Below are 16,082 nucleotides of genomic sequence, written 5' to 3'. Positions count from 1 at the left end.
AAGGATGTCTACGCACACCTGTAAAGGATGTCCCCGGTCCGCACACGGGGGAGGAGAGTCAGAATGGGCGAATCCCTGACCGCGCGCTCCCTTGGTACTTGGTACTTGGTACTCGGACCGTCTGCCGTCGCCTGGAGGCTTCGCCTCCGGGATCTAGCAGTCGGTGAGGATCCCGCAGCGGATGACGCTCACGTACACCAGATCGTCCTCGACGATTCCCTGATCGCGGATGGCGGCGCGCATGGCGGTACCGACGGTTTCGTCCACCTCCAACCATGGACGGATGGTCGACCGCAGCCCTCCACGCTGGAAACATCGCACGCCTTCAGGGCAACTTCCCGGGTCGCCGATCCAGCCGTTGACGAGGAAGTTCTCGGCGAGCATGGTCACGGCCGCCTCCACCCGGATCGGATCCCAGGCGAACACGCCACCGGCACCGTCGCAGGCGTCGGCCTCGCACAGGGCGTGCGAGTCGACCAGTTCGACACCCGTCGGGATCGGAACGTCGGCGAGGGTCGGCGGCTCCGGACCATTGGCGCCGGTGACACTGAGCACGGTCGCCGCCCCGAGGGCGATGAAGCCGACCACGAGCAGACCGGTGACGACAAGCATCGAGGGCGGCACCTTCCGGGCCGCAGAGGGTGCCGGGTGTGGAGCCGTGCTCACACGAGTTCGACGACGGCCATCTCGGCTCCGTCGCCACGACGGGGACCCACACGAACTATGCGGGTGTATCCACCGGGACGCTCGGCGAACCTGGGACCGATGTCGTCGAACAGCTTGGTCACCACTTCGGTGTCCTCGATGTCCGACAGGACCAGGCGCCGATTGTGGAGCCCGCCCTTGGCAGCCTTCGTGATGAGCTTCTCGGCATAGGGGCGCAGCATCTTGGCCCGTGCGACCGTGGTGGTCACCTTCTCATCCCAGAACAACTCCTGGGCGAGGTTGGACAGCATCGCCTTCTGGAGTGAGGCGCTACCTCCGAGCCGTCGACCTCGCTTGGGGCGGGGCATCAGCCGAGTTCCTCGTCCCGCGACGAGGCGAGCGACAGGCCCAGCTCGTCCAGTTTGACGACGACCTCGTCGAGGCTCTTCTGACCGAAGTTCGTGATCTTGAGCAGGTCCTCGGCGGTGCGCTCGACGAGCTCACCGACCGTCTGGATCCGCTCCCGTCGCAAGCAGTTGCTGGGCCGCTCGGAGAGGTCGAGCGCCTCGATCGGGAGTTCCAGGTCAGGCGAAGACGAGTCGGCGACGATCACGTCACCGAGTTCCAGGCCCACTCCCTCGCCGAAGTCGGCGAACAGGCCGAGCAGCTCCGCCAGGGTCTTGCCCGCGGACGACACCGCATCTCGCGGGGTGACCGATCCGTCGGTCACCACGTCGATCTCCAGCTTGTCGAAGTTGGTCATGGCGCCGACCTGAGTGGAGCCCACCGTGTACGCCACCTTGCGCACCGGCGAGAAGATCGAGTCGATCGGGATCACCCCGATACCGTCGCCCTTGTTGTTGCGGTCGGCGCTGCGATAGCCCACACCGCGCTCGCAGGTCATCTCGATCTCGAGCTTGCCCGAGGTGGACAGCGAGGCGAGGTGGTGGTCGGTGTTGATCACCTCGACGCCGGCAGGAGCGGAGATCGCCCCGGCGGTCACGTCGCCCTTGCCCTTGGCGGACAGGTAGAGCGTCTGGGGGCCGTCGACGTCGACCCGCAGCACCACCTGCTTGAGGTTGAGGATGATGTCGACGACGTCTTCGACGACACCACTCAGCGTGGAGAACTCATGCTGAACTCCCTCGATACGCACGCTGGTGATCGCCGCGCCGGGAATCCGTGCCAGCAGGGTGCGACGCAAGGTATTGCCGAGCGTGTAGCCGAAGCCCGGCTCGAGTGGCTCGACGACGAACCTCGACCTCGTTTCGGATACGGGCTCTTCATCGATCTGGGGTCGCTGGACGATCAGCACGCTTCGGCTCCTCTTACTTCGAGTACAACTCGACGATCAGCTGTTCTTGTACCTGGGTGTCGATCTGGGCCCTGCTGGGTAGGGCCGTAATCGTGACCTTGCGGTCGTCGAGTTCGACGTCCATCCACTCCGACTGGCTGCGCGACCCCGAGGTGTCGATCGCGTGCTGGATGGGCAGCATGCTCTTGCTCCGATCGCGGGGTTGAATCACATCACCGGGCTTGACCCGGAACGACGGCACCGTCACCCGGCGGCCGTTGACCTGGAAGTGCCCGTGCGACACGAACTGACGAGCCTGGGCCCGAGACTCGGCGAGGCGGGCCCGGAAAACGACGTTGTCGAGGCGGCTCTCGAGGATCTGCAGGAGATTCTCACCGGTGATGCCCTTGTGGCGAGCTGCTTCCTCGTAGTACCTGCGGAACTGCTTCTCGAGCACGCCGTAGATGCGGCGGGCCTTCTGCTTCTCCCGCAGCTGGATGAGGTACTGGGTCTCGCGGATGCGGCCCCGACCGTGCTCGCCGGGTGGGTAGGGCTTGCGGTCGACGGCGCACTTGCTGCTCTCGCAACGGGCGCCCTTGAGGAACAGCTTGGTCCGCTCGCGGCGGCACAGCTTGCAAACAGGTCCGGTGTAGCGCGCCATCTAGCCCCTCCGCCGCTTCTTGAGACGCACGCCGTTGTGTGGGACCGGCGTCACGTCGCGAATTCCGGTGACCTCCATGCCCATGGTCTGCAGCGTGCGAACCGCGGTCTCGCGGCCCGAACCCGATCCACGGACGATCACGTCCACCTTGCGCATACCGATTTCGCCGGCACGCCTGGCGGCCTGTTCGGCGGCCACCTGCGCCGCATAGGGCGTCGACTTGCGGGAACCCTTGAAACCGACCGTCCCCCCGGAGGTCCACACGAGCGTGTTGCCTTCGAGGTCGGTGATGTTGATGATGGTGTTGTTGAAGCTCGCAGTGATGTGCGCTTCCCCGTGCAGGATGTTCCTGCGCTCGCGCCGCCGCGTGGGCTTCTTCTTGTCAGCCACTACTTGGTGACCTGCTTCTTGCCGGCGATCGCCCGACGCGGCCCCTTGCGGCTGCGGGCGTTGGTATGCGTGCGCTGACCGCGCACCGGCAGACCGCGTCGATGGCGGATGCCCTGGTAGGTGCCGATCTCGACCTTGCGCTTGATGTTCTGCGCCACTTCGCGTCGCAGGTCACCCTCGACACGAAAGTTCGCCTCGACGAACTGACGGATCTTCACGACCTCGTCGTCGGTGAGATCACGGATCTTCGTGTTGCGGTCGATCCCGAGCGAAGTACAGGTCTCGATCGCGGCACTGCGGCCCACACCGAAGATGTAGGTGAGCCCGATCTCAACTCGCTTGTCCCTGGGGAGGTCTACCCCGGAGATTCTTGCCATCACTTCACCCCTGTCGCTGCTTGTGACGCGGATTGGTGCACAGCACCCAGACGCGACCGCGACGCCGGATGATCCGGCACCGCTCGCACATCTTCTTGGCGCTCGGGCGTACCTTCATGCGTCACTCCTGCCACGGCGTCGGGCGCACGATGTCCCACGAGGTGGGTGGATCGGGACCCGACGACGGTGTTCAAAACGTCGTCAGCGGTTCTCTCGAACACAACAGACGGACCCCTGAGGGCCGAACGGGAAGAGTAATGCAGCGCTGATGGCTTCACAAGTTGAGACTCTGAGCCTATAGCCAATGGCTCATAGCTCATGGCCAGACTCGTCGAGAGACCCCATCGACGCGCACGCGCGTCTCTGGCCATGAGCCATTGGCTATGAGCCATGAGCTTCATGGGAGAGTCAACACCTCCGGCCCGTCCTTCGTGATGGCCACGGTGTGCTCGAAGTGGGCGCTGAGGCTGCCGTCGACGGTGGAAACGGTCCAGTCGTCGTCCAGCAGGCGGGTCTCATGGCTGCCCGCGTTGAACATCGGTTCGATACAGATCGCCATGCCCGCCTTGAGGCGCATGCCCTTGCCCGGGGTGCCGAAGTTCCACACGCTGGGGTGTTCGTGCATCTGGCGACCGATGCCGTGGCCGGCGTGGCTCCTCACGATCCCGTAACCGGCCTCCTCGGCCACCGATCCGATGGCATGGCCCACGTCGCCCAGCCGGGCACCAGGGTGGGATGCCCCGATCCCCCGCCACATGGCCCGCTCCGTAGCTTCGATGAGCCGCAAGGCGTCGTCCTCGCCGTCACCGATCGCGAAGGTGATGGCCGCATCGGCATGCCAGCCCTCGTAGATGGCACCGGCATCCAGGGAGAGGACGTCACCGGACTTGAGGGTGCGCCCCGAGGGGATGCCGTGGACGATCTCGTCATTGACCGACAGGCAGGTGACACCGGGAAAGGGCGGTTGGCCGTAGTTGAGGAAATTGGGGGTGCAGCCCCGCTCGCGGATGACGTCGGCGGCGATGCGATCGAGGTCGATGAGGGCCACGCCGGGCGCCGCGGCCTGGCGAACCTTTGCGTGTATCTCGGCGACCACCTTGCCCGCCACCCGCATCCGAGCGAAGTCCTCGGGGCGCTTCATCGACATCATCGGGCGAGCGCACCCACGATCCGTGCCAGGACCTCGTCGATCGTCCCCACGCCATCGACGCGGGCCATGTCACTGCGCGCCTCGTAGAAGGAGATGAGCGGCGCCGTCTCCTCGTGATAGCGAGCCAGGCGGATTCGAACCGACTCGGCGGTATCGTCGCTCCGCCCACGGGCCAGCGTCCGGTCGACGATCTCGTCCTCCGGTACCTCCAACACGATGACCCCGTCCAGCGGCGTCTCGGCGATGACCTGCTCTAGGGCCCCCGCCTGTGGGGCGGTCCGGGGGAATCCGTCGAGCAGGAAGCCGCACGCCGCATCCTCCTGGGCGAGGCGCTCCTCCACCATGGCGATGACGATCTCGTCGGAGACCAGGTCGCCGGCGTCCATGATCACCTTCGCCTGCTTCCCCAGCTCGGTGCCGCGAGCCACGTGGTCACGCAGCATCTCGCCGGTCGACACATGCGGGATCCCCAGCGCCTTGCAGAGAAGGGCGGCCTGGGTGCCCTTGCCGGCGCCCGGCGGACCGAGGATCAGGAGTCGGCGGCCCATCAGTCAGCCCCCGGCGATTCGCCATTCGTAATTCGCAACTCGCCCGACCTCCCCACGAGCCGCTCCGCTTGGCGACTGGCGACTGAGGGCTGGCGTCTGAGTGAGGCCACGGGCCTCACGACAGGAATCCTTCGTAGTTCCGCATCATCAGCTGGCTCTCGATCTGCTTCATCGTCTCCAGGGCGACACCCACGACGATGAGCATCGAGATGCCGGAGAAGCCCAACTGCAGGTTGGTGAAGATGGCCACGATCGACGGGAGCACGGCCACACTCGCCAGGAAGAGTGAACCGGGGAGCGTGATCCGGCTGAGGATGTGCTCCAGGTAGTGAGTCGTCTGTGAGCCCGGACGGATGCCCGGGATGAACCCGCCCTGGCGCTGAATCATGTCCGACTGGCGCGCCGGGTCGAACTGCACCGCGGTGTAGAAGTAGGTGAAGAACACGATGAGCATGCCGAACAGGATCACGTACCACCAGGTGGTGCCGCTCACCAGGTTGTTGTCAATGAAGCGTCGGATGGCCCCCCAGAATCCGCCAGCGGGGATCGACGACGCGACCAGTGCCGGGAAGTACAGGATGCTCGAGGCGAAGATGACCGGGATGACCCCGGCGGTGTTCACCTTGAGCGGGATGTAAGTGCTCTGGCCGCCAAGCATGCGCCGTCCGCGGATCCGCTTGGAGAACTGGATCGGGATCCGACGCTGGCCCTGGTCGACGAAGATGATCCCGACGGTCAGCGCCAAGAACATGAGCATGACGAGGATGAATCCAGCAGTGGCATAGCCCCCCGCCGAATTGGCGAGGATCACCATCTGTGAAGGCATCTGGCTGACGATGCTGGCGAAAATGATCAGCGACATGCCGTTGCCGACGCCGCGCTGAGTGATCAACTCGCCGAGCCACATGATGAAGGCGGTACCGGCGGTCATCGTGATGACGATGACGAGCACCCGACCGGGGGTGTAGTTGGGGATCAGGCTGAGACCGCCGGTCAGCGTTCCCCGGTGGAACAGGTACGACAGGCCCGTCGCCTGCAGCAGGGCGAGGATCACCGTGATGTAGCGGGTCCACTGGGTGATCACCTTGCGGCCGGTCTCACCCTCCTCCTGGAGCTTCTGGAGCCTCGGGATGACCACGCCGAGCAGCTGCATCATGATCGATGCCGTTATGTACGGCATGATGCCCAGGGAGAACACCGACAGCGACTCCAGCGCACCGCCGGAGAAGAGGTTGAGCATGCCGACGATGCCCGCCGACTCGGCCTCCTCGGACATTCGTCTCACCGCATCCAGATCCACGCCCGGAACCGGGATGGCTGCACCCAGCCGGTAGATCCCGATGACGAACAGCGTGAACAGGATCTTCTTACGAAGATCCCGAATCCGGAACATGTTTCTATAGACGGAGAGCATGGGTGCGTCCTAGAGGTCTCTTAGGCCGGTTGAGGCTATCGGGCCGGCGAAGTTGCCAGTCACCAGTCGCCAGTTACCAGCAAGAATCGGATGGACTGAGGACTGGCGGCTGGAAGCTGGAAGCTGGAGGCTGATCACTCGATCACCTCTACGGTGCCGCCGGCTGCTTCGATGCGCTCGACCGCGCCGACGCTGAAGGCGTGGGCACGGACGGTGAGCGCCTTGGTCAGTTCGCCCTGGCCGAGGACCTTGACCTTGCCGCGCTTCTTGACCAGGCCACGGGCCCGCAGCTCCTCGGGGCTGACGACGGCGCCCTTGTCGAACTGTTCGAGGCGCTCGACGTTGATCACGGCATACAGCTCGCGGTTGCGATTGGTGAACCCCTTGAGCTTGGGAAGACGCCGGTAGATCGGCATCTGGCCACCCTCGAACCAGGCCGGGATCTGCCCGCGCGCCTTGGCACCCTTGGTGCCGCGTCCCGCGGTCTTGCCGCGACGGCCACCCTCACCGCGACCGACCCGGATACGGTCCTTCTTGGAGCCGGGTGCAGGCTTGAGATGATGGAGCTTCATGATTCCTCTACCTCCACGAGGTGGGCGACCCGGGCGATCTGGCCCCGGACGCTCGGACTGTCTGCCAGTTCGCGAACCTGGTCGATCTTGCGCAGACCGAGGCTGCGCACCGCAGCGCGGGTCTTCGGCTTCTCACCGATCGTGCTGTGGACCAGCCGCACCTTGAGCGTGGATGCCTTCGCCATGGTCAGGACCCCGGACGGGCGGAGCGGTTCAACTCCGCCGATCGGTAGGCGGCGAGCAGTCCCGGCGGGGTGACCTCCTCAGGGGTGCGGCCACGCCGCTTGGCCACTTCGTCGGGCCGATACTGGCCGAGCAACCCATTGATCGTGGCCCGCGCCACATTGATGTGTGTGGGGCTGCCCAGGGACTTGGTGAGGACGTCGCGAATGCCGGCGGCTTCGAGGATCTGGCGCACGGCCCCGCCGGCAATCACCCCGGTACCGGGGGCAGCCGGCTTGAGCAGCACCCGGGATGCCCCGTGCGACCCGACCGTCTGATGGACGATGGTGGTGCCCGCCATCGGGACCGGCTTCATGGCGCGACGCGCCACCTCCATGCCCTTCTGGATGGCGGCAGGGACTTCCTTGGCCTTGCCATAGCCAATGCCGACGCGGCCGTTGCCGTCGCCCACCGCGACCAGCGCGGTGAACGAGAACCTGCGACCGCCGCTGACGACCTTCGACACCCGGTTGATGTGGATGACGCGCTCGTCGAACTGCGGACCGTCGGTGGACCTCTGGTCGCGCCCTCGTGTGTTGTCTCTCTGTCGGCTGGTCAAAACTCGAGTCCTCCCTCGCGGGCCGCGTCGGCGAGTGCCCTGACGCGACCGTGATATGCATAGCCGCCGCGGTCGAACACGACCGACGACACGCCGGCGCCCTTCGCCCGGTCGGCCAGCAACTTGCCGACTTCCGCCGCCACGTCGACGGTCAGGGTGCGTTCACGGAGTGCTGGCTCCTGTGAGGAGGCTGCGGCGAGCGTCTGACCGGCGTCGTCGTCGACGAGCTGAGCGTAGATGTAGCGGTTGCTGCGGAACACCGCAAAACGCGGCCGGGAGGCGGTGCCACGCACCTTGCGGCGAACCCGAAAATGGCGGCGCTTGCGGGCGACGCTCCTGGATCCCCTCATCGTGCGACTCCCGACTTGCCGGCCTTGCGGCGAATCTGTTCGTTGGCGTACCTGATGCCCTTGCCCTTGTAGGGCTCGGGAGGACGAATCGACCTGATGTCGGCGGCGATCTGACCAACCCGTTCCTTGTCGATGCCGGTGATCACGATCTGCGTGGGCTCGGGGACCTCGAAGTCGATCCCGTCCGGCGCCGCCACCTCGACGGGATGCGAGAACCCGACCTGCAGCTCGAGATCCTTGCCCTTGAGGGCGGCACGGTACCCGACGCCGACGGTCTGCAGCTCGCGGCGGTATCCCTCCGAGACCCCGACGACCATGTTGGCGAGCAGGGCGCGGCTCAGCCCGTGTAGAGCCTTCGACTCGCGTTCCTCGTCGACACGGGTCACGGTGACCACCCCGTCTTCCTGGCTGAAAGCGACCTTGTCGTGGAAGCGACGCGTCAGCGTGCCCTTGGGGCCCTTGACCGTGACCTCCGACCCGGAGATCTCCACGGTGACACCCGAAGGGAGCTGGACCGGCGACTTACCGATACGACTCATCACCACACCTCACAGAGGACTTCGCCGCCCAGGCGGCGACGGCGAGCCTCCCGATCGGGGAGCAGCCCCTGGGGCGTGGAGATGACGGCCACCCCGAGGCCCCCCTGAACGCGGGGCAGTTCGTCGGCGCCGACATAGACCCGGCGGCCGGGTCGCGACACGCGGCGGAGACCCTCGATGATGCGGGCGCGATCAGAGCCGTACTTGAGCTTGATGTCCAGCACCTTGTGGCTCCCGGACACCGTGACCTCGTAGCCGTCGACGTAGCCCTCGGAAGCGAGAATCTTGGCGATTCCCTCCTTGAGCTTCGACGAGGGCATGGACACGGATTCGTGCAGCGCCATGTTGGCGTTGCGCAGCCGGGTGAGCATGTCGGCGATCGGGTCGGTCATCATGATTACCACGACGCCTTTCTCACACCGGGCAGCTCACCACGCAGCGCCAGCTGCCGGACACAGATGCGGCACATGCCGAACTTGCGGATGAAGGCGCGGGCACGCCCACACCGCCCGCAACGCGAGTAGCCGCGCACCTTGAACTTCGGCTTGCGGTTCGCCTTGGCGATCAGGGACTTCTTGGCCATCAGACACCTACCTCTTGAGACTGGGGGGCACGCCGGAACGGGAAGCCGTACGCTTCGAGGAGCGCCTGGCCGCCTTCATCGTCCTGAGCGGTCGTGCAGATCGTGATGTCCATCCCCCGAACCCGAGACACCTTGTCGAAATCGATCTCGGGGAAGATCAACTGCTCGGTGACGCCGAACGTGTAGTTGCCCCGGCCGTCGAACGACCGCGGGTTGAGTCCGCGGAAGTCGCGGATGCGGGGGATGGCGACCGAGATCAGCCGGTCGAAGAACTCCCACATGCGATCGCCGCGCAGCGTGACCGACACACCGATGGGCATGCCCTCACGCAGCTTGAAGTTGGCGATCGACTTGCGAGCCCGATTCACCCTGGGGCGCTGACCGGCGATGATCGACAGGTCCTCGACGGCGGCATCGATCAGGTTCTTGTCGTTGATCGCCTCGCCGACGCCCATGTTGAGCACGATCTTGTCCAGGCGCGGGATCAACATCGGGTTGGTGACGCCCAGACTGTCACGCACCTCGGCGCGCACCCGATCGTGATACTCCTGCTTGAGGCGAGGGGTCACAGGTCACCTCCGCACTTCACGCACACGCGGCGCTTGTGGCCCTCGGCGTCGAGGCGATGACCGATGCGGGTGGGACCGCAGGTGGGACACACGATCATCACGTTGGATACGTCGATGGGCATGTCCTTGTCGACGATGCCGCCCTGCATGGTTTGGCCGCGCGGCTTGGTGTGCCGCTTGGCCGTGGCAACGCCTTCGACGATGATCTTGCCCCTGTCGGGGAAGGCTTGAGCCACCCGTGACTCCTTGCCCTTGTCCTTGCCGGACACGACCATGACGGTGTCGCCTTCTCGGATGTTCACTCAGATCACCTCCGGCGCGAGTGACACGATGCGCATGAAGCGCTTTTCGCGTAACTCGCGGCCCACAGGGCCGAAGATTCGGGTACCCCGCGGTTGCTGCTGGTCGTTGATGATGACGCAGGCATTGTCATCGAAACGGATGTAGGTGCCGTCGGCGCGGCGGCGCTCCTTGTGGGTACGCACCACCACGGCCTTCACCACTTCTCCGCGCTTCACCGTCCCACCGGGGATGGCGTCTTTGACGGTGGCGACGATCACGTCACCGATGCCGGCGTACCGACGCGCCGAGCCGCCGAGTACGCGGATGCACAGCACCTCGCGAGCGCCCGTGTTGTCGGCCACCTTGAGGCGGCTCTCCTGTCCGATCATCGGGCACGCTCCACGATCTCGATGACCCGCCAGCGCTTGGTCTTGGACAGCGGACGGGTCTCCATGATCCGAACGGTGTCGCCGAGGTTGACCTCGTTGTTCTCGTCGTGCGCATGGAAACGGCTACGGGTGGCCATCGTCTTGCGATACATCGGGTGCCGCTTGCTCCCGACCACTTCGACCGTCACCGTCTTGTCGCGCGCGTTGGATACGACGATGCCCTGGCGAACCTTGCGAGCACTGCGCTCAGACATCGCCTTCCTCCTCCATGCGGTAGTACGCCTCGATCTCCAGTTCCCGCATCACCGTGGCGATGCGTGCGACTTCGCGACGCAGCCGACGGATACGGGCGGTGTCGTCCAGCTGGTTGGTCGCCATCTGGAACCGGAGGTTGAACAGATCCTCCTTGGCCCCGTCGAGCTTCTCGACCAGCTCCTCGTAGGGGAGATCGCGCAGCTCGTTGGCTCTCACAGCTCCTCCCGAGTGACGAAGCGGGTACGAACGGGAAGCTTGTGGCCGGCGAGACGCAGCGCCTCCCGGGCTAGGTCCTCGTCGACGCCGGACAGCTCGAACATGACCCTGCCGGGCCGCACCACGGCGACCCAATACTCGGGATTGCCCTTGCCGGAGCCCATCCGGGTCTCGGCGGGCTTCTGGGTGACCGGCTTGTGGGGGAAGATGTTGATCCACACCTTGCCGCCACGGCGGATCTTGCGGGTCATGGCGACACGGGCCGCTTCGATCTGTCGGGAGGTGATCCAGCCGGGCTCGAGGGACTGCAGGCCGAAGTCACCGAAGGAGACGCGCGAGCCACCCTTGGTGGCGCCGGTGAGACGGCCGCGGTGCTGCTTGCGCCAGCGGGGGCGCTTGGGCATCAGCATGACCTACTCCTCCTCGCCTGCGGGAGTCGCGTCGGACTCGACCTCGTCGGCAGCGGCCACGTCGAGGGTCTCTTCGGCCACCTCGCGCTCCTCTTCGAACGCCGACTTGGCGGACCCGGCGTCCACCTTCTTGCCCCCGCCCGCCTCCACCAGACGCTTGCCCCCGCCCGCCTCCACCAGACGCTTACCCCCGCCGGCCTCGACCAGACCGCCACGCGGTCGGTCGCCAGCGGCCTGCTCGGCGCGCGCCTTGATGGGCGCCAGTCGCGATGCGGGCCCACCGGCAGCGAGCGCGGCCTCGGCGGCGATCTTCTCGCGGGTGGAGTGGAGCGACGGCAGTACGTCACCCTTGTAAACCCACACCTTGACGCCCACGGCGCCCGCGGTCGTCTTGGCGGTGGCGAGGCCGAAGTCGACGTCGGCACGCAGCGTGTGCAGGGGCACCCGGCCCTCGCGATACCACTCGCGGCGCCCCATGTCGGCGCCGCCGAGGCGGCCCGAGCACTGGACGCGAACACCCTGGGCGCCGGCCTTCATGGCAGTCTGGACGGCGCGCTTCATGGCGCGGCGAAACGACACCCGGCCCTGCAGCTGGTCGGCGATGCCACGGGCGAGCAGCTGGGCGTCGGTCTCGGCGTCCTGGACCTCGATCACGTTGATCTTGATTTCGCGGTCGGTCAGCTTCTCCAGCAGCGTGCGGAGGCGATCGACCTCACTCCCGCTACGACCGATGACGACGCCGGGACGGGCGGTGTGAATGTCGATCTGGACCTTCTTGTCCCCGATGCGCTCGATCTCGATCCGCGAGAGTGCCCCGCGCTCGAGCTCGGCGATGAGCATGTCGCGGATCTTGGCGTCCTCGAGGACCTGCTTGGCGTAGTCCTTCTCGCTGTACCAGCGCGACTTCCAGTCGGTGATAATGCCGAGCCGCAAACCGTAGGGGTGGATCTTCTGGCCCATCAGGCACCTTCCTCGTCGACACCGTCACCGACCACGATCGTGACGTGGCTGGTGCGCTTCAAGATCTGGGTGGCACGGCCCCGGGCACGCGCCTTGAACCGCTTGAGGGTCGGTCCCTCGTCGGCGAACGCGGCGATGACGCGCAGTTCGGAGGCATCCATCGAGTGGTTGTGGGCGGCGTTCGCCACGGCGGACTCGAGCACCTTTCGGATCGGATCGGTCGCCCGCTTCGGCGCGAAGGTGAGGACCTCGCGGGCCCGCTCCACCGGCAGGCCGCGCACCAGGTCGAGGACCTGCCGCACCTTGAACGGCGACTGGCGGATGTACGAGGCGCGCGCCTGGACCTTCATCGCTTCCTCGCTGCTCTCTCGCCGGCATGGCCTCGGAAGGTCCGCGTCGGAGCGAACTCGCCCAACTTGTGACCCACCATCGACTCGGTGACGTAAACCGGGACATGCTTGCGACCATCGTGGACGGCCAGGGTGTGACCGACCATCTCAGGGATGATCGTCGACCGGCGACTCCACGTCTTGATCACCCGACGGTCACCTGACTTGTTGGCCCGCTCGATCTTGGCAAGCAGATGGTCGTCCACGAAGGGACCCTTCTTCAAAGAGCGCGACACCTAGGCCACCACCTTTCGGTCGTGCCGGGAAAGCTGCCCGCTACCGGCTTCCCGCTGCCGGCAAGCGGCGCGGCAGACACACGTCGCAGCTGGTAGCTGGTAGCCGGTAGCTGTCTGCTGCTTCATCTCTTCCCCTTCTTGGCGCGCCGGCGCACGATGAGCCGGTCGCTCGCCTTGTTCTTCTTGCGGGTGCGGCCCTCCACCTTGCCCCAGGGGCTGGTGGGATGCCGTCCGCCGCTGCTCTTTCCTTCGCCGCCCCCGAGAGGGTGATCGACGGGGTTCATGGCCACTCCGCGGGTCTGGGGGCGAACGCCCTTCCAGCGGCTATAACCCGCCTTGCCCCCCTTGAGGAGCTCGGCCTCCGGATTGCCGACCTGACCGACGGTCGCCCGACAGTCGAGCGGCACGTTGCGCATCTCCCCCGACGGAAGTCGTAGCAGCGCCAGGTCGTTCTCCTTGGCCACCAGCTGGATCGCGGTGCCGGCCGAACGGCCGATCTTGGCGCCGCCGCCGGGACGCATCTCGACGGCGTGCACCATCGTGCCGGCAGGGATATTACGCAGCGGCAGGGCGTTCCCAGCCGAGATGGGCGCCCCGGAGCCCGACACGAGCGTCTGACCGACCTCGACACGGTACGGCGCCAGGATGTAGCGCTTCTCACCGTCGTGGTAGTGGAGCAGGGCGAGCCGGGCGTTGCGGTTCGGGTCGTACTCGATCGCAGCCACCTTGGCCGGGATGCCGTCCTTGTCACGACGGAAGTCGACGACGCGGTAGCGCTGCTTGTGACCCTGGCCGCGGTGACGCGACGTGATGCGGCCGTGGGCGTTGCGTCCGCCACTGGATGTGCGCTTCTCGAGAAGGCTCTTCTCCGGCTTCTCCTTGGTGATCTCGGAGAAGTCGGAGACGGTCCGGAACCGCCGCCCCGGCGACGTGGGCTTGTACTTCTTGACCGGCATCAGCGCACCTCCCCAGAGTCGACCGGGACACGCCGCAGCGGCTGCCAGCTGCCGGCTGCCAGCAAGAGGGGCCGGTGGCTGGTCGCTGGTAGCGGGCAGCCGGTAGCCACCAGGTTCGCGATTGCGGTGAAGGCGTGGCTCATGGCTCTCATACTCCAAAAATGTCGATCTCGTCGCCATCGGCGAGGGTGACCAGGGCGCGCTTGCTGTCGGCGCGGCGGCCCCGGACCCATCCCGTTCGCTTCAGCTTGCCGACGCGGTTGATCGTGTTCACCCGCGTCACACGCACGCCGAAGATCGCTTCGACGGCCTGCTTGATCTCGGTCTTCGTCGATCGCTTGTCCACCCTGAAGGTATAGGTGTTACTCCCCTCGATCAGGTCGTACGACTTCTCGGACACGATCGGTTCGATGATCAGGTCGCGGGGATTCTTCACGATGCCTCCCCTTCGGTGGTCGCCACCGCGGCGCTCGGAAGCGCCTCACGGGTGAACACCACGACATCGGCCCACAGCACGTCGTACGTGTTGAGCTGGCCGCCGTCGAGCACCTTCGTCGCCGGCAGATTGCGGGCAGACAAGGTGACCACCGCATCGTCACGCCCCACGACGAAGAGGGCCTTGCCATCCACGCCGAGCGTCTTCAGGAACCGGGCGGCGGTCCGCGTGCTCGGCTTATCCCAGTCGAAGCCGTCGACCACCATCACCGCGTCGGCGGCGGCGCGGGCAGACAACGCGCTGCGCAGGGCGAGCTGCCTCATCTTCTTCGGGGTGCGCTGGCTGTAGTCACGCGGTTTGGGGCCGAAGACGACACCACCGCCGCGCCACTGTGGCGAGCGGATGGAACCCTGACGGGCTCGACCGAGGCCCTTCTGGCGCCACGGCTTTCGACCACCGCCACGGACCTCGGCGCGGGTCTTGGTGTTAGCCGAACCACTGCGAGCGGCGGCCAACTGGGCGGTCACCACCTGGTGCATAACCGGCACGTTCGGCTCGATGCCGAACACCGCGGGATCCAGCGACACCTCACCGACACGCTCGCCGGCCGAGGAAAGGAGCGGGGCGGTCACTGTGTCAGCCACCGGCCTTCACCGCCCTTCGGACCAGGACCACGGCACCCTTGGCACCAGGAACGGCCCCGCGAAGCATGAGGACACCGCGCTCGGCGTCGACCTCGACGACTTCGAGGTTGAGCACCGTGGTGCGCTCACCACCCATACGCCCGGGCATCTTCTGCCCCCGGAACACGCGAGCCGGTGTCGACGCGGCGCCGATGGAACCCGGCGCACGGTGCACCCGGTGGACACCATGTGAGGCGCTCTGACCGGAGAAGTTGTGGCGCTTTATGACGCCCTCGAAACCCTTGCCGCGGCTGACGCCGGCCACGTCGGCGAGCCCACCCTTCTCGAGCACGTCGGCCACGCTGATCTCCTGGCCGACCGTGTAGGCGTCGGGGTCGTCGACCCGCAACTCGACGAGATGGCGGTGCGGTGTGAGTCCGGCCTTCTCGTAGTGGCCCTTCATCGGCATGGTGACCCGGTTGGGCTTCGCCTCGCGGTAGGCGATCTGGATGGCCCCATAGCCGTCGGTCTCGAGGCGCTTGATCTGCACGACACGGCAGGGGCCGGCCTTGATCACCGTCACCGGTATGGCGCGCGACTCGTCGTCGAACACCTGGGTCATGCCCAGCTTCTCGCCGAGGATGGCCCTCATGTCTTGATCTCCACTTCCACGCCGGCCGGGAGGTCCAGACGCATCAGCGAATCGACCGTCTTCGCCGTCGGCTCGAGGATGTCGAGCAGACGCTTGTGGATGCGCATCTCGAAGTGCTCCCGCGAGTCCTTGTGGACGTGGGGGCCGCGCACGACCGTGTACCGGTGGATCTCGGTGGGCAGCGGCACCGGCCCGCGGATCTTCGCCTGGGTACGGATGACGGTCTCAGCGATCTTGCGCGCCGACTCGTCGACCACTTCGTGGTCGTACGCCTTCAGGCGAATCCGAATCCGATGCTCGTTCTTCTCAGCCACGGTCGTGTTCTTCTCTCTCGCTACTCGCTACTCGCTACTTGAGGATCTTGACGACTCGGCCGGCGCCGACGGTGCGGCCACCCTCACGGAT

At 66.2% G+C, this 16,082-nt stretch carries 30 protein-coding genes and 1 pseudogene; all 31 read right to left on the bottom strand.

The genetic code is table 11. The features are described 5' to 3' along the window. Positions 1 to 153: 153 nt before the first annotated feature. The 31 genes and pseudogenes from WEA29_06595 to rpsJ all read right to left on the bottom strand — a co-directional run bounded on the left by WEA29_06595 (position 154) and on the right by rpsJ (position 15,991). Positions 154 to 612, bottom strand: a complete 459-nt coding sequence (locus WEA29_06595; protein MEX2323424.1) for a hypothetical protein — start codon at positions 610 to 612, stop codon at positions 154 to 156. A gap of 53 nt (positions 613 to 665) precedes the next feature. Next, positions 666 to 1,013 (bottom strand): annotated as a pseudogene (rplQ, locus tag WEA29_06590) (50S ribosomal protein L17). After that, the gene (locus tag WEA29_06585; protein MEX2323423.1) at positions 1,013 to 1,960 is read right to left on the bottom strand and encodes a DNA-directed RNA polymerase subunit alpha; all 948 of its coding nucleotides are present in this window, start codon (positions 1,958 to 1,960) and stop codon (positions 1,013 to 1,015) included. Before WEA29_06585 ends, rplQ begins: the two are co-directional and overlap by 1 nt. A 13-nt stretch (positions 1,961 to 1,973) precedes the next feature. Further along, a complete protein-coding gene (gene rpsD, locus WEA29_06580; protein MEX2323422.1) occupies positions 1,974 to 2,600 on the bottom strand; it encodes a 30S ribosomal protein S4 in 627 nt (208 codons plus the stop codon). Further along, on the bottom strand, positions 2,601 to 2,990 hold the full coding sequence (rpsK, locus tag WEA29_06575) for a 30S ribosomal protein S11 (GenBank protein ID MEX2323421.1): 390 nt from the start codon (positions 2,988 to 2,990) through the stop codon (positions 2,601 to 2,603). It lies immediately after the preceding gene. Next, on the bottom strand, positions 2,990 to 3,367 hold the full coding sequence (gene rpsM, locus WEA29_06570; protein ID MEX2323420.1) for a 30S ribosomal protein S13: 378 nt from the start codon (positions 3,365 to 3,367) through the stop codon (positions 2,990 to 2,992). Before rpsM ends, rpsK begins: the two co-directional genes overlap by 1 nt. 4 nt (positions 3,368 to 3,371) lie before the next feature. Then, positions 3,372 to 3,485, bottom strand: coding sequence for a 50S ribosomal protein L36 (gene rpmJ, locus WEA29_06565; protein MEX2323419.1), 114 nt, complete (start codon positions 3,483 to 3,485; stop codon positions 3,372 to 3,374). Between the two features lie 279 nt (positions 3,486 to 3,764). Continuing rightward, on the bottom strand, positions 3,765 to 4,517 hold the full coding sequence (gene map / locus WEA29_06560) for a type I methionyl aminopeptidase (protein MEX2323418.1): 753 nt from the start codon (positions 4,515 to 4,517) through the stop codon (positions 3,765 to 3,767). After that, a complete protein-coding gene (locus WEA29_06555) occupies positions 4,514 to 5,065 on the bottom strand; it encodes an adenylate kinase (protein MEX2323417.1) in 552 nt (183 codons plus the stop codon). The genes map and WEA29_06555 overlap by 4 nt, the downstream gene beginning before the upstream one ends. 115 nt (positions 5,066 to 5,180) lie before the next feature. After that, a complete protein-coding gene (gene secY / locus WEA29_06550) occupies positions 5,181 to 6,479 on the bottom strand; it encodes a preprotein translocase subunit SecY (GenBank protein MEX2323416.1) in 1,299 nt (432 codons plus the stop codon). 134 nt (positions 6,480 to 6,613) lie between these two features. After that, a complete protein-coding gene (gene rplO, locus WEA29_06545) occupies positions 6,614 to 7,051 on the bottom strand; it encodes a 50S ribosomal protein L15 (protein ID MEX2323415.1) in 438 nt (145 codons plus the stop codon). Beyond that, positions 7,048 to 7,236 carry a 50S ribosomal protein L30 gene (gene rpmD / locus WEA29_06540; protein MEX2323414.1) on the bottom strand — a complete coding sequence of 63 codons (189 nt, stop codon included), beginning with the start codon at positions 7,234 to 7,236 and terminating at the stop codon, positions 7,048 to 7,050. Before rpmD ends, rplO begins: the two co-directional genes overlap by 4 nt. A gap of 2 nt (positions 7,237 to 7,238) precedes the next feature. Continuing rightward, positions 7,239 to 7,832 (bottom strand): 30S ribosomal protein S5, encoded by a 594-nt coding sequence (gene rpsE / locus WEA29_06535; GenBank protein MEX2323413.1) that lies wholly within the window; start codon positions 7,830 to 7,832, stop codon positions 7,239 to 7,241. Beyond that, positions 7,829 to 8,182, bottom strand: coding sequence for a 50S ribosomal protein L18 (gene rplR, locus WEA29_06530; protein MEX2323412.1), 354 nt, complete (start codon positions 8,180 to 8,182; stop codon positions 7,829 to 7,831). The genes rpsE and rplR overlap by 4 nt, the downstream gene beginning before the upstream one ends. Further along, positions 8,179 to 8,721, bottom strand: a complete 543-nt coding sequence (gene rplF, locus WEA29_06525; protein ID MEX2323411.1) for a 50S ribosomal protein L6 — start codon at positions 8,719 to 8,721, stop codon at positions 8,179 to 8,181. The genes rplR and rplF overlap by 4 nt, the downstream gene beginning before the upstream one ends. Further along, the gene (rpsH, locus tag WEA29_06520; protein MEX2323410.1) at positions 8,721 to 9,119 is read right to left on the bottom strand and encodes a 30S ribosomal protein S8; all 399 of its coding nucleotides are present in this window, start codon (positions 9,117 to 9,119) and stop codon (positions 8,721 to 8,723) included. Before rpsH ends, rplF begins: the two co-directional genes overlap by 1 nt. Then, positions 9,119 to 9,304 carry a type Z 30S ribosomal protein S14 gene (locus WEA29_06515; protein MEX2323409.1) on the bottom strand — a complete coding sequence of 62 codons (186 nt, stop codon included), beginning with the start codon at positions 9,302 to 9,304 and terminating at the stop codon, positions 9,119 to 9,121. The genes rpsH and WEA29_06515 overlap by 1 nt, the downstream gene beginning before the upstream one ends. Next, complete coding sequence (gene rplE / locus WEA29_06510) at positions 9,304 to 9,873, bottom strand: 50S ribosomal protein L5 (GenBank protein ID MEX2323408.1); 570 nt, start codon at positions 9,871 to 9,873, stop codon at positions 9,304 to 9,306. The genes WEA29_06515 and rplE overlap by 1 nt, the downstream gene beginning before the upstream one ends. Further along, positions 9,870 to 10,175 carry a 50S ribosomal protein L24 gene (gene rplX / locus WEA29_06505; GenBank protein ID MEX2323407.1) on the bottom strand — a complete coding sequence of 102 codons (306 nt, stop codon included), beginning with the start codon at positions 10,173 to 10,175 and terminating at the stop codon, positions 9,870 to 9,872. The genes rplE and rplX overlap by 4 nt, the downstream gene beginning before the upstream one ends. Then, positions 10,176 to 10,544 (bottom strand): 50S ribosomal protein L14, encoded by a 369-nt coding sequence (gene rplN / locus WEA29_06500; protein MEX2323406.1) that lies wholly within the window; start codon positions 10,542 to 10,544, stop codon positions 10,176 to 10,178. It abuts the gene before it with no gap. Further along, complete coding sequence (gene rpsQ, locus WEA29_06495) at positions 10,541 to 10,798, bottom strand: 30S ribosomal protein S17 (GenBank protein ID MEX2323405.1); 258 nt, start codon at positions 10,796 to 10,798, stop codon at positions 10,541 to 10,543. The genes rplN and rpsQ overlap by 4 nt, the downstream gene beginning before the upstream one ends. Next, positions 10,791 to 11,015 (bottom strand): 50S ribosomal protein L29, encoded by a 225-nt coding sequence (gene rpmC, locus WEA29_06490; GenBank protein ID MEX2323404.1) that lies wholly within the window; start codon positions 11,013 to 11,015, stop codon positions 10,791 to 10,793. Before rpmC ends, rpsQ begins: the two co-directional genes overlap by 8 nt. Then, a complete protein-coding gene (rplP, locus tag WEA29_06485) occupies positions 11,012 to 11,425 on the bottom strand; it encodes a 50S ribosomal protein L16 (protein MEX2323403.1) in 414 nt (137 codons plus the stop codon). Before rplP ends, rpmC begins: the two co-directional genes overlap by 4 nt. Positions 11,426 to 11,428: 3 nt before the next feature. Then, positions 11,429 to 12,385: a 30S ribosomal protein S3 gene (rpsC, locus tag WEA29_06480; GenBank protein MEX2323402.1), complete on the bottom strand. Its 957-nt coding sequence runs from the start codon at positions 12,383 to 12,385 to the stop codon at positions 11,429 to 11,431. Next, positions 12,385 to 12,735 (bottom strand): 50S ribosomal protein L22, encoded by a 351-nt coding sequence (rplV, locus tag WEA29_06475; GenBank protein MEX2323401.1) that lies wholly within the window; start codon positions 12,733 to 12,735, stop codon positions 12,385 to 12,387. The genes rpsC and rplV overlap by 1 nt, the downstream gene beginning before the upstream one ends. After that, entirely contained in the window at positions 12,732 to 13,010 is a 279-nt protein-coding gene (gene rpsS, locus WEA29_06470) for a 30S ribosomal protein S19 (GenBank protein MEX2323400.1), read from the bottom strand. Before rpsS ends, rplV begins: the two co-directional genes overlap by 4 nt. A gap of 122 nt (positions 13,011 to 13,132) precedes the next feature. Beyond that, positions 13,133 to 13,966 (bottom strand): 50S ribosomal protein L2, encoded by an 834-nt coding sequence (gene rplB / locus WEA29_06465; GenBank protein ID MEX2323399.1) that lies wholly within the window; start codon positions 13,964 to 13,966, stop codon positions 13,133 to 13,135. A 148-nt stretch (positions 13,967 to 14,114) separates the two neighbouring features. Continuing rightward, the gene (gene rplW, locus WEA29_06460) at positions 14,115 to 14,405 is read right to left on the bottom strand and encodes a 50S ribosomal protein L23 (GenBank protein ID MEX2323398.1); all 291 of its coding nucleotides are present in this window, start codon (positions 14,403 to 14,405) and stop codon (positions 14,115 to 14,117) included. Next, the gene (gene rplD, locus WEA29_06455; GenBank protein MEX2323397.1) at positions 14,399 to 15,046 is read right to left on the bottom strand and encodes a 50S ribosomal protein L4; all 648 of its coding nucleotides are present in this window, start codon (positions 15,044 to 15,046) and stop codon (positions 14,399 to 14,401) included. Before rplD ends, rplW begins: the two co-directional genes overlap by 7 nt. Beyond that, the gene (rplC, locus tag WEA29_06450) at positions 15,039 to 15,677 is read right to left on the bottom strand and encodes a 50S ribosomal protein L3 (protein ID MEX2323396.1); all 639 of its coding nucleotides are present in this window, start codon (positions 15,675 to 15,677) and stop codon (positions 15,039 to 15,041) included. Before rplC ends, rplD begins: the two co-directional genes overlap by 8 nt. After that, entirely contained in the window at positions 15,674 to 15,991 is a 318-nt protein-coding gene (rpsJ, locus tag WEA29_06445; GenBank protein MEX2323395.1) for a 30S ribosomal protein S10, read from the bottom strand. The genes rplC and rpsJ overlap by 4 nt, the downstream gene beginning before the upstream one ends. Positions 15,992 to 16,082 lie beyond the last annotated feature (91 nt).

Source organism: Acidimicrobiia bacterium, assembly GCA_040902765.1.
Lineage (GTDB): Bacteria > Actinomycetota > Acidimicrobiia > Spongiisociales > UBA11373 > DATKBG01.
Note: the sequence above shows the minus strand (reverse complement) of the source record. Positions and strands in the feature narration are given on the sequence as shown.